This window comes from Sunxiuqinia indica (assembly GCF_009847015.1).
GTDB lineage: Bacteria > Bacteroidota > Bacteroidia > Bacteroidales > Prolixibacteraceae > Sunxiuqinia > Sunxiuqinia indica.
Genome location: NZ_WVEM01000014.1, coordinates 107347 through 119874 on the forward strand (window position 1 = coordinate 107347; position 12528 = coordinate 119874).

Annotated in this window: 11 protein-coding genes and 1 rRNA gene; 2 read left to right on the top strand and 10 right to left on the bottom strand. The window is 39.2% G+C overall.

Going from position 1 to position 12528, the window contains the following annotated elements; genetic code table 11:
• Nucleotides 1-987, top strand: coding sequence for a hypothetical protein (locus GR929_RS18020; RefSeq protein ID WP_159522421.1), 987 nt, complete (start codon nucleotides 1-3; stop codon nucleotides 985-987).
• On the opposite strand, the gene GR929_RS18025 is transcribed toward GR929_RS18020, so the two are convergent.
• The 5 genes from GR929_RS18025 to GR929_RS18045 form a co-directional block, all read right to left on the bottom strand.
• Nucleotides 984-3137: a S46 family peptidase gene (locus GR929_RS18025; protein WP_159522423.1), complete on the bottom strand. Its 2154-nt coding sequence runs from the start codon at nucleotides 3135-3137 to the stop codon at nucleotides 984-986. The genes GR929_RS18020 and GR929_RS18025 overlap by 4 nt on opposite strands.
• A 94-nt stretch (nucleotides 3138-3231) precedes the next feature.
• A complete protein-coding gene (locus GR929_RS18030) occupies nucleotides 3232-4230 on the bottom strand; it encodes a sugar ABC transporter substrate-binding protein (RefSeq protein WP_159522425.1) in 999 nt (332 codons plus the stop codon).
• A gap of 97 nt (nucleotides 4231-4327) precedes the next feature.
• The gene (locus tag GR929_RS18035) at nucleotides 4328-4909 is read right to left on the bottom strand and encodes a Maf family nucleotide pyrophosphatase (protein WP_159522427.1); all 582 of its coding nucleotides are present in this window, start codon (nucleotides 4907-4909) and stop codon (nucleotides 4328-4330) included.
• The gene (locus GR929_RS18040) at nucleotides 4909-5439 is read right to left on the bottom strand and encodes a KdsC family phosphatase (protein ID WP_159522429.1); all 531 of its coding nucleotides are present in this window, start codon (nucleotides 5437-5439) and stop codon (nucleotides 4909-4911) included. The genes GR929_RS18035 and GR929_RS18040 overlap by 1 nt, the downstream gene beginning before the upstream one ends.
• 9 nt (nucleotides 5440-5448) lie before the next feature.
• Nucleotides 5449-6213 carry a Rossmann-like and DUF2520 domain-containing protein gene (locus GR929_RS18045; RefSeq protein ID WP_159522431.1) on the bottom strand — a complete coding sequence of 255 codons (765 nt, stop codon included), beginning with the start codon at nucleotides 6211-6213 and terminating at the stop codon, nucleotides 5449-5451.
• Between the two features lie 492 nt (nucleotides 6214-6705).
• Here GR929_RS18045 and GR929_RS18050 point away from each other — a divergent pair, with 492 nt between their 5' ends.
• Complete coding sequence (locus GR929_RS18050; RefSeq protein ID WP_159522433.1) at nucleotides 6706-7788, top strand: glycosyltransferase; 1083 nt, start codon at nucleotides 6706-6708, stop codon at nucleotides 7786-7788.
• Here GR929_RS18050 and GR929_RS18055 read toward each other — a convergent pair.
• The 5 genes from GR929_RS18055 to rrf all read right to left on the bottom strand — a co-directional run.
• Nucleotides 7777-9357: an O-antigen ligase family protein gene (locus tag GR929_RS18055; protein WP_159522435.1), complete on the bottom strand. Its 1581-nt coding sequence runs from the start codon at nucleotides 9355-9357 to the stop codon at nucleotides 7777-7779. The two genes, GR929_RS18050 and GR929_RS18055, sit on opposite strands and share 12 nt — an antisense overlap.
• A 96-nt stretch (nucleotides 9358-9453) precedes the next feature.
• On the bottom strand, nucleotides 9454-10434 hold the full coding sequence (locus GR929_RS18060; RefSeq protein WP_159522437.1) for an MlaD family protein: 981 nt from the start codon (nucleotides 10432-10434) through the stop codon (nucleotides 9454-9456).
• 156 nt (nucleotides 10435-10590) lie between these two features.
• Nucleotides 10591-11322 carry an ABC transporter ATP-binding protein gene (locus tag GR929_RS18065; RefSeq protein ID WP_159522439.1) on the bottom strand — a complete coding sequence of 244 codons (732 nt, stop codon included), beginning with the start codon at nucleotides 11320-11322 and terminating at the stop codon, nucleotides 10591-10593.
• 8 nt (nucleotides 11323-11330) lie between these two features.
• Entirely contained in the window at nucleotides 11331-12062 is a 732-nt protein-coding gene (locus GR929_RS18070) for an MlaE family ABC transporter permease (RefSeq protein ID WP_201301057.1), read from the bottom strand.
• 384 nt (nucleotides 12063-12446) lie between these two features.
• A 5S ribosomal RNA gene (rrf, locus tag GR929_RS18075) occupies nucleotides 12447-12528 on the bottom strand; the annotation flags it as partial.

The window sequence follows — 12528 nt, forward strand, 5'->3', positions numbered from 1 at the left end:
ATGCGTGCTTGTTTATTATTTCTTTGCCTTCTCGTTGCCAATGGCGTTTTTGCTCAAAAATTTGAATACGATGTTACGTTTCACGGCCTTGGAGATAATCGTGAATTCCAAAGCCAGGTCGCTAATTCGCAAACGATTTTAGGAGAACGAACCAGTTTTGCTGTTGGAACAACGTTAGACGAAAACCACCAAATCAGGGTTGGACTAAGTCATTTGTTTGAATTTGGAAGTAATATGGAAGAGCAAAAGCCCATTTTAACGGCTTACTACCATTACGCCAATGATGAGCAGAAAGAGTTTTACTTCGGATCGTTTCCGCGCATGGATTTGATTGATTTTCCGCTGGCGCTGATTACTGATACGCTTTTGTATTACCGCCCCAACATCCAGGGCTTTTTTGGTCAGTACAATTGGGACTGGGGTCATCAGAATGGCTTTGTTGACTGGACAAGCCGACAAACAGACACCCGGCGGGAAACTTTTATGGCTGGTTTTTCAGGCGAAATAAGGCACAACCACTTGTTTTTTCAAAACTACATTACCTTGTTTCATTTCGCAGGTACGGCTGTTCATGGAGCCGAAAGCCGTGTGAGTGATGATTTGGGCATGATCTTTTTTGTTGGATCCGACTTGCATCAATTGCTACCGTTGCAAAAATCGTACATCAGAGCCGGTGTTTTTAGTTCGAAATACCGGGAGCGAGGATTGACCGATGGCTATATCGATTCCAACAGCTTTATGGCTCAACTGTACGGCGAAAGCAAGTATTTTGCACTTCGATCGACCCTAAACATAGGCGATGGACATCACATTAAGAATGGCGATCGTTTTTACGATGTTGACAGTTACTGGCGAACCGATGTAATCTGGAAATTCATCAACAGCAAATACGTCGAAGGCCGATTCAATCTTTCTTTCCATCTGGTTGAAGGTGGAACATTGGATCAGTCGCAACAGCTGGCCATTATTTATAAGTTTGGCAACTAATCGGTGTTGCCTGTGATTTCCATCTCATCCAGCAAATAACCGGCTCCTGCATATTTGTCGATAATGAGTAGCATGTAACGAACGTCGAGCATGATGTTTCGGCACTGGTCCGGATCGAACATGATGTCGCTCATGGTTCCCTCCCAGCAGCGGTCAAAATTCAGTCCGACCAGCTCGCCATTTGCATTGATGGCCGGGCTACCGGAATTTCCTCCGGTAGAATGAATGGAAGCAATATAAGCAACCGGCATTTCGCCATTTTCTGAAAAGCCATTAAAATCCTTGCTGCTGTAAATTGTCTTTAATTTCCCGGGAATCTGATAATCCGGATGATCGGTGGCAACCTTCTCCATAATTCCTGTTAAGGTCGTGTAATAATCGTATTCCACGCCATCGCGAGGTTCATAACCTTGTACTTTTCCGTAGGCAATCCGCATTGTAAAATTGGCATCGGGGTACAATCGTTCATCTTTTTGCATCGCCAGAATACCCTGCATATATGTTTTCTGAACGTCATCAATTTTTTCGTTCACTTCCCGATAAACCAGTTCAATGTTTCGCACGTAATGAAACCGCAATGAATGATAAAGCTCAACTAAAGGATCTTTTTGAAGTTTGGCAATCCACTTTTCATTAAAATTCAAACTGATTTCCTTCATTTTTTCCGGATCAGCCAAAACCGATTTGTCGTATATTTTCCGAATAATTTTTTCATCATCGTATCGATCAAACATTTCCTTAAAGTCAGCCGGCAGGAAACTAGGATCCAGATCCTGGCGCAACATTCGAAGAAGTTTAAGAAAAACTTCCTGATCCGTTTCTTTGTCGTAATTCCGATAGAATTCGTCAATTTTCGTCGCTATTGCTTGCCGATAAAGATCTCTTCTTGACTCTGACATGCGTTTCCATCCGCTGTCATTTTTGGGGAAATAGCCTGGCAGACCGAAAACGTCAATTCCTTTAAAGACAACTTCCTGATAATAATTATAAGCTCTGTCGAACGGCAGCAAATCCATATATAGTTTATCAAACTGAGGCAGTACAGAACGATACTGTTCTTCCAACCGATCATTTTGTTGATACCAGGCTTCAAATTCAGCCTCAAACTCACGCTTTTTTTCAACCGCATTTAATCGGTTCAATCCTCTGATTTCGCCCTTCCATCGCTTCCAGGAATTACTCGATTTGGCAAATTTAGAGGCATATTGAATTCTGGTTTTAGGATCAGCTTTCATATGTTTCGAAAAAATATTCAATCTGGCTGTGCGGATTTTTATCCGATCAGGATTACTTTGCTCAATAAGCATTTCAACTGCCTGAGAGGGTAAATATTCCTGGGTTGTTCCCGGATACCCCATCAGCATCATAAAATCGTTTGGTTTTACACCATCGAGGGAAATTGGGAACCACTTTCGGGGCTGGTATGGAACATTACTTTCTGAATATGCTGCCGGTTCATTATTTTCATCGGCATATACCCTGAAAATCGCAAAATCAGCGTTATGACGTGGCCACATCCAATTATCGGTATCGCCACCAAACTTCCCGATTGACTCGGGCGGCGCCCCCACCAAGCGAACATCAGGAAATACTTTGTAGACATACAAAAAGTATTGGTTTCCAAAAAATAAGGGTTTAATCACCGCTTCGTATTTTCCGTCTTCGGATGCATTTTTCTGAAGTCGGTTGATATTTTCGTTCAGTTTCAGTTGAAGGTCTCCAGCTTGCAAACTATCACAATTTGCGTACACCGAGTCAGTGACATCGACCATTTGCTCCAAAAACCGGGCAGTCAATCCGGGATTCGACAATTCCTCCTCTTTTGACATCGCCCAAAACCCATCCGACAAGTAATCTTGTTCGACCGAACTATGCGACTGGATAGACGAAAAGCCACAATGGTGATTGGTCAGCAATAACCCCTGATCGGAAATCATTGCACCCGTGCAACCTTTGCCAAATATGACGACTGCATCCTTTAGGCTATTTTGATTGATACTGTATATGTCGTCTGCTGTCAGTTTAAAACCCATTTCCTGCATTTCATCAATGGTATACTTCTCGAGCAAGGTGGGAATCCACATCCCCTCTTTTCCAAATGCAGAAAGGGAACATCCAATTATAAGTAGTGCGAACAAAAGATTCTTCATTATTCTAAAACAAGTTTTATCAGCAACAAACAGGAAACACCTGAAAATAGTTTGAGGTTGAGTACACAATCAAAAAATAACAAGAAAATAAGAGTTAATAGATTTCTTCAGTTTGGTGATAACCATCTGCAACGACTGTGGAAGAGATATTGTCTTTATTCACCAGAATTGGCTCAAGCAGATAAGAAGGAACAAGTCGCTTACCGTTACTTACGGTGGTGTAGTCTTTTTCAATCGTCTTGTCTTTCGCCAACTTTACAGCTACCTCAGCCGCTTTCTTCGACATTTCGCCCAAGGTTTTATAGATCGTGGCTGTATGATTTCCTTTGACAATTTCTTTGATTATCTCCAAATCGGCATCCTGGCTTACAATTTTAACTTTCCCCAATAATCCAGCTTCGTTTAATGCCCGATGAACACCATACGCAATTTCATCTGAGCCTGCAATTATCACATCGATCGAACTATCGCTTTGGGCTAAGATCTCATTGGTACAGCGATAACCTTCTTCAGGAGTCCAGCTGGAAGTATATTCACTATAAACGATTTGAATATCTCCTGATTCAACCTTCTCATGAAGCTTGTTCATTTGCCCGATAAACAACAATAATGCATTGTTGTCATTCTCGTTACCAATAATTAAAGCATATTTACCAGTTGGAACAATTGAGGTCATGTACTCGGCCTGTAGCTCGCCCACCCGAACACTGTTTGTCGTGATGTAAAAATCCAGGTCACAATTTCGAATTAACCGGTCGTAAGCAATTACCTTCACCTCTTCACGATGGGCAGCTTCGATAATTTCCGCGGCTTCATTTTGATTAGAAGAAACAACAATCAACACATCTACTCCCTGCTCGATCAGATCTTTTGCCTGTCTGTTTTGTTTCGCTTGATCATTGTCCGCCTTTCTAAAAATAACCTCGCCACCTAATTTTTCAATATTTTCGGTAATCAAAGATTTCTCTCGCTCCCATCGTTCGTGATCCAATGAGTGCATCAACAAGCCCACTTTTACGGTTGACTTTTGACAACTTTGAAAAGCTACAAAAGCCAATAACAAACACACTACAAATACATTATGATTCTTCATTTCTTAAGTTTCAAGTAAAGAGGGTGCAAAAGTAGTCAATTCACATTAGTATGTGAGCGTTTCAATTCTGCTTCATAACAGGATTAAACACAATAAATTAGAAGCGCTTTAAGAATTGATAAACCTTATGAACAGGAAGTCCCATGACATTGTAGAAAGAGCCTTCGATTTTTTGGATGCCGACAAACCCAATCCACTCCTGAATACCATATCCGCCAGCTTTATCGTAGGGCTTAAACCGATCAACATAGTACCCTATTTCTTCTTCTGTCAAATCATCAAACCACACTTCTGTTACGGCGTGAAACGAATATTTTTTGGTGGATGATTGAATATTTACACCCGTAATAACCTGATGTTGTGACCCCGAAAGGAGCTTCAACAACGCTACTGCTTCTTTTTTATCTTTTGGCTTTCCAATTACTTCTTCATCTTTCCATACAATCGTATCTGCAGCTATTACCAAGCTATTTTCAGGCGATTCTTCACGTACCTTAGTCGCCTTTAAATCAGCCAAATATTCTGGAATTGCCGTCATTCCTAATTCCGGTGGATAATATTCTTCGACATTTGAAACCTGTATCTTGAAATCCAATCCAAGCTCTTTTAGCAGATGCTGACGTCTGGGTGATTTTGACGCCAATATGAGTTGATATTTATCTAGATTATTTATTACCATTAAGTTGACCTCCAATAATATGAGTGATCGTTAATCCACGTATCCTGTGCTTTCATGACCTGTTCAATGACATCCCGGGCACAGCCTTCTCCCCCCTTCTTGTCCGAAATATAAGAAGAAATTTCCTTAATTTCATTGACCGCATCAATCGGGCAAACCGCTATTCCAACTGTTTTCATTACCTGATAATCCACGATATCGTCGCCCACAAAAAGGATTTCATCATCTCGCACTCCCGTTTTCAACTTAAAATCCACCAGGCTTTTCATCTTATCACGCACTCCCATATAGATATATTTTACGCCCAGTTTCTCGTAACGAAAGCGTACCCGCTCTAAGTTTCCACCGGTAATAATTCCCACTTCATATCCCATATTAAGGGCATTTCGTAAGGCATAGCCGTCTTTTACGTTAGCCGTTCGAATCGGAACTCCCTCTTCGTCGAGAGCCATCGTATCCGCAGATAAAACTCCATCGACATCAAAAACCAGGGCCTTTATATTTTTTAATCTTTCTTTGAAAAACGCCATCTTCAACTTTTACTTTTTTGAATTATAAATACTTCTCGAGACAAAATTATATATTTTCCGAAGTTCCGGTTTATATGACAACAATTCCAGATGTTTATCGATGATTGTTTCATCGTAGCGAACAGCCGGCCCTGTTTGCGCATCAATTGGTTTTAACGACATCACTTTCTGTGCTGTTTCCTGAATTAATGGTTTTAACAAACTAAACTCGAGTCCTTTTTCTCCAAGCAAACCATCGCCAATATGGTAAAAGTGGTTGACAAAGTTGCACGTAAAAACTGCCGCCAAATGCAATGATTCCCGTTCTTCAGAATTAACCAGCGATACATTTTGCGATAACCCATTGGCCAACTGTCTCAATTCCTGTAAGAATTCGACAGAGCTTGCTTCCAGGCAAATTGGGATGTTTGAAAAGTCGACCTCTCGCTGTTTGGAAAAAGTTTGCAGAGGATAAAACACACCGTGATTCTTGAAATAGCCGGCAAGTATTTCCATCGGTACACTTCCCGCCGTGTGGACAACTCGTGAGCTTTTATCAATTTGCTTGAAAACACGTTCAAGTGCATCATCTTTTACCGATACAATAACTAAATCAGCCTGTTTCAATTCCTTTAAGTCAATAGTAAAAGGACAGCCTAACTGCTCAGCCAATGCTTTAGCCGAAGTTTCGGTTCTGCTAAATACCTGAACTATTTCAATTTCATTTTTCTTTAAAGATTTACCCAGCTGTGTCGCCAGATTTCCAGCTCCCACCAATGTAACAGTCTTTATCATTTTTGAGAATTTTTGCAGTTTCAAAATAACTAAAAACGAAACGATTTCCGGGTTTTATATCCACCTATTTTTTTCACCCCGAACCCCTAACGAGGTCTATTCAATAGTTTTTTTCAATTAATATGGCTGTAATTGGTACTGATCTACTATTTTTAAACATTGTTGTCCGGTAAAAAGTTATGGGCTAAAGCCCGGACGCTCTAGTGCGATGACTAACCCCGGGATTAGTGAATGCCGGATATGACGCGGGCTTTAGCCCATCATTTGAAATTTTAACCGGACACTAATGATTTTTAAACTCAAATGATTTCAAAAGAGACGAGCATTTTAAAGTTCTTGCATCAAGGAGTGATTATAAGCGAGTTCCATATGATGCTTTTAAAACTAACAATTATAATCATTTGAAACGAGCATGTAAAAATATTCACACACAGAAGCACGATTATTTAAAGCGAGTTCTATGTGTTGCAAAAAATAAACAATTATGAACAGATGAAAAATATTTGCTTTTTTAACTCCACCTTATTCTGGGGCGGTGGCGAAAAGTCGCATCTGGAGTACGCTATAAATTTTCATCGACACAACTACCAGGTGTGCATTGTTGCTTCTTCCGGTTCGGTTTTGGAGTCTAAAGCAAGAGCATCCGGAATTCGGGTTTACACCTACAAAATTTCGAATCTGTCATTTTTAAATCCTTTCAAAATAAATGCGCTAGCAAAATTCTTTCGATCAAAGAACATTGACACCCTGTTTTTAAATTCTTCTCCCGATTTGAAACTTGGAGGACTCGCGGCCCAAAAAGCTGGTGTAAAAAATATTGTTTACATGCGGGGATTGGCTGTTCCGGTAAAAAGCAATGCGTTAAATCGTTACCTGTTAACAAAAGTCATCACGCATCCTGTGCCCAACTCGCTCGATACCCGAAAAGCGTTTCTTACCCATTTGAAACCCCATTTAAATGAATCGAATGTGCCGGTTATTTATCGCGGAATTAATTTTGAAGAATGGGATTCACGTCCGGTGAGCACAAGCGATTTTAGCGAAAGCGGTAAAATTATTCTAGGAAATGTTGGACGGCTGGTGGAACAGAAAGGACAAAAGCATTTGGTTGAGCTTGCAAATATTTTAAGGGAAAGAAAACTCAATTTCAAACTCTATATTGTTGGTAGCGGCCCGCTGGAAAACAACTTACAAAAACTAATTCAGGAAAATGGGCTGGAAAACCTGATAGAATTAATAGGATTTCAATCGGATGTAAAAAGCTTTTTAAACAGCATTGACCTGTTTGTTTTTCCATCGCTTTGGGAGGGTTTTGGGAATGCTATGGTAGAGGCTATGGCAGAGAAAAAAGTACCTGTTGCTTTTAAACTGACCAGCAATCCGGAAATTATTGAAAACGGGGAAAACGGCTTCTTAATTGATTATGCAGATATGAATGCATTTGCTGATAAAGTTGAATTTCTGGCAACGCAACCGGAAAAACGAAAAGAAATGGGCAAAAAGGCCAGAGAATCAGTCATTCAAAAATTCTCCTTCGAAAAAATCATGGATGAGTGGAAGAAACTATTGGGTTAACTTTTCAGAACTTCTATCCATCCAGGGGAATAGGAAAAAGCAATAAAAGAAGATAAAGAAATTGGAGCCAACATGGGTTTCAAAATTTGAATCGCCAAAGTTTGCGATAAACATACTAATCAGAAAAAGCAGAACGATCGGACTCCGATATGCCTTTGACTTCACAACCGGGTAAACGATAAAAAAAGCAATCAATAGTAAACCTATAAGTCCGAATTTCACCATGTAATTGAGATATTGGTTATGTGCATTTCCATAACGAGCCGGGTCCATTTTAGACTGATTTTTCTTGTAGGCCTCGGCATAAGCTTTCTTCCAATTTCCGGTTCCCACTCCGAACCAAAAATGATCTTTAATAATTGTTATGGCAGCACGAGTATATTCAATGCGTTGTGCCAACGAATGTTGGTTTGCAGCCCTCGTTTTCAAGTAGGTATCAATCTCCCAAATACTCATGTATATTCGGGGATAAAGAGATATTCCTTTATCAGCAAAAATATAATTGCTTATGCCATGCTCTATGTTTTCTATATCCTGATCAGATAGTTTCCTGATTCCCACTGCATCTTTGCGTAATCCTTTCGAAGTCATGTATCTAATCAGTGTTTGACTAACGGGATAACCCGTTTCATCAACTTCATTATACTTAATATCAGCCCGTTTATTCCATTCTAATTCCAACTCCTTCTCACAAACAAAAAGCCAGACGTAATGTCCGTTTTCCAGCAATTTATTATCCAAATTATGGTTGTATTTATTACCCAAATGAGTTGTTTCCTCTAATTCTTCGATTGTAACTTTTTCAACTGTATAAAACCGTTTTACGGCGTAGGCTAAATAAAGCGACGGAACTAAAACCAAAACAAGCAAAAGGCTGAAAATAATTCGTTTGAGTACTGGCTTTTTTATGCGAGAAGACAGGATCAGCAAACCAAAAAACGCTGTTCCAATGAAAGTAAGCACTCCGGTGAGCGACTGATGCCAAATCAGGAAAACAACCAGAAAAATTGCACCGCCAAGCACTATTAATTTGAGGGACTTTTTTTGCTTATAAAAGTTGGTCAGCAGAAAATAGCCAATCAGAATTAGTGATAAAACCAGTTGAAAGCTAAACCGAATGTGATGTATAAATCCATACTTCTGCGCTTCTAGTAATGAGTTTTCATCTTGTAAATAAAAATAGACAAATGTGATTAACGCTGAGCTAAAAACCGCAACAATAAAAACATACAAAACATTTCGCTGCAATTTTGCTGAAATAGATGGCGCAAAAATAAAAGCTAACGGAACCAACAAATACGACAGATTTTTCTTTAAATCATAAATGGCCCAATGCCAATCGTTAGTAAAAACTAACCAAAGCACATAAACTAAAAAAACTGCCACCGGAAAAAGTAACAGTTGACGATTTCGAAAACGAGTTTTAATCTCGCTTTTCTTTAATTGAAACAAGGATGCTAAAAATAATAACCCGATCGACGTTGATATTAATCCTTCAGAGAAAGGCAATGCAACCGCAAAAATTAACATTGCCGCATAAAAAAAGTCGATCCGATTTAGCTTGGTCATCCTTTACCTTTAATAGTTTAAAACGCTTGCGAAAATAATATAGTATACCCAATTTAAACTATTCTACGACCACTAAAATAAAACAAGCAGAGTTTTTTACTTCATATTATTCGGTTTCCGGCTGTTCCGTTCTTCCTGACGTTCTTTTTTATTATTGCCCGAAAAAAGATTAAAAATCCAACTCTTTTCAATGGTTTCAGCAGCATCAACAATATTATCGACGCTCTTTCCAACTTTATAAATCGTCGTGTCGACATTATCGGCCATGGTGGAATCATAAACCAACCGATTGACAAGTCCGTTACCATTATTCATCGATTTTGAAAAAATCATTAGCTCATTTGCAATCGTATCAGTACGCAACATGATATTTCCAAATTGATCCATTGCTGAATGAAACTCGTGAGTGATTGTGGTGTCGTTCACCAGTTTTCCCAAATCGCCTTCGCCTCGGTTAATTTTGCGAGTAATACCATCTATGCTCTGTGAAACTGAAATCATTTCATCACCAAACTGACTGAGCTTTGTCGTAATTTCGTCATCATTCAGCAACTTAGCGATGTCGCCGTCTCCGTTATTCAAATTATCAGTCATCTCAACCAGATTTTTCGTAATTATTTGCCCATCGTCAATAACTACTTTGGCTTCTTTAAGAATCTCTTCAATGTCCAGCGAGTTTGTCGATTCTAATTCATCATCATCGGAGATACTTCCAGCGTTGGCTGACCCGGGATGAATCTTAACAATTTTACTACCCATTAGTCCATCACTCCCAATTTCAACTTTCGAATCCTTCCGTATAAACTCTCTTACTTTATCATTAATTGACATTTTAACAAGAATCGTCGAATCGGAAACAATATCTATTTTCGACACCGTACCGACATTGATTCCTGAGTATCGAACATTATTGCCTTGAACAAGACCTTTTACATCTCTGAAATAGCTATTTACTGTAAAGGTTGAGGAAAACAAATCCTGTTTACTCCCTAAATAGTAAATACCAACAATGAATATAAATAAACCGAGTGTTACAAATATCCCAAGCTTCAAAGGCTGGTTTTTATTTTTTTTCATCTCTTTATAATTTTAAATTTTCATAAGAGTTCATCTCATTCCATCGATTGTATCAAAGTTTTTCAATCGAATTCGCAAGCTCGTTTCGAACGAACTCTTTGACCATAACTCTCCAGTGTCTCAAAACTTTTACATGCTCGTTTTTTCACTCCACTTTTAGGTGAAATAGGAGCTAACTTTCTTATCATCACTCTCACTTAGCTCTTTAAAAGTCCCTTCAACATAAAACTTTCCACCCATCATCAACTTCAATTTTTCTGAAGAAGTAATGCGGGCGCACTTGATATCGTGAGTGATTATAATTGACGACGTATTGTATTTTTCCTGAACACGAAGAATAAGCTCACTAATCTCTCCTGAGGTAACCGGATCTAAACCAGTGGTTGGTTCGTCATACAGAATTATTTCAGGCTTCAGAATAAGCGTTCTGGCTAAACCAATCCGCTTTTTCATACCTCCGGACAACTCTGCAGGCATTTTATTAATCGCATCCTTCAACCCGACACTTTCCAGTGCTTCTTCTACCATTTCTGCAACTTCCTTCTTGTTTTTTGACTCCTGGGTTCGTCGAATAGGGAACTCGAGATTTTCCTTAACCGTCATTGAATCATAAAGCGCTCCGCCCTGAAAAAGGTAACCAACCTTCTTTCTCATTTCATCAAGTTCTTCATTTTCCACACCCAAAATATCTTTTCCTAAAACACAAATTTCACCCGAATCGGCCTCTATCAGCCTAACAATACATTTTGCCAAAACAGACTTACCAGTACCCGATTCACCCAAAATAGCAATATTTTTACCCCTTGGTAGAACCATACTAACATCTTTCAACACATCTTTCTCTCCAAATGCCTTTTTAAGATTCTTTATTTCGATAACGTTTTCCATCCTATTTTTTAGAAGCCATAAATAATATCCGATACCTGCACAGCAATTAAATCAATAATAAATATTACCAACGAAGCTGTTACAACGGCTGAATTTGCTGAAATCCCTACTGACTCCGTTCCTTTATCGGTATGATACCCTTTATATGCACCAATCAGTCCAATAAAAAAACCGAAAAACACAGATTTGATCGTTGCAGGAATAACATCTGAAAAGCTAAGTGAATTAAATGCTTGAGACATAAATAATCGAACTGACATACTTTCATGCATATTAACTGCGACAAAAGAACCTAAAAGCCCGACAGCATCAGCGAAAAAAACGAGTATGGGAACCAATAAAGTAGTTGCCAACACGCGGGAGGCAACTACGAAATTTAACGGTTTAGTTCCGGATACCTCCATGGCATCCAACTGCTCTGTTACTTTCATTGCACCCAGTTCCGCACCAATTCCCGAACTTATCTTACCGGCACAAAGAAGTGCAGTAATGACTGGCCCAATTTCTCTGATGATCGATACAGCAATCATCCCGGGCAGCAAAGATTGTGCGCCAAAATCAACCAAAACCGGACGCGATTGCAGGCTCAAAACCAGTCCCATAATAAAACCAGTAATTGCAATTAACGGCAACGTCTTGTTTCCAATCTGATAGCCCTGCTTGATTAACTCTTTGTGCTCAAAAGGACCACTAAAAAGTTGCTTGACGACATTTACTGTAAACAATAAAATATTTCCCACCTCAATAAAAAATGTATTCAACGAGCCGGTTATTTTACTTAGCATCATATTCATAGTGCAGTTATGGCTTTCATTTTCAACTGCAATAACTGTACGCTATACAATAACTTTTGACTAATTACAAAGTAAGCATTCGAAATTCAAGAGCCTAATTCGCTCATAATCTGAATATTTAATATAAATAAGAGTATTACGGGAATGTGAATATGATGTTAAAGAGTAATGAGGTGAGATCAACTTCTGTAGATAAATGCAAACAGATATAGAAAAAAAGTCTACACCCTAAGCCTGTAACTTTGTAGAAAAAAGTTAAGAAGAGAACAGGCTTGACAATATGTATAGAAACAAAAAGCCCGATGCTCTGGAGAACACCGGGCTGGTAAAGAATGGCGACGACCTACTCTCCCACATTTCTGCAGTACCATCGGCGCTGGCGGGCTTAACTTCTCTGTTCGGAATGGGAAGA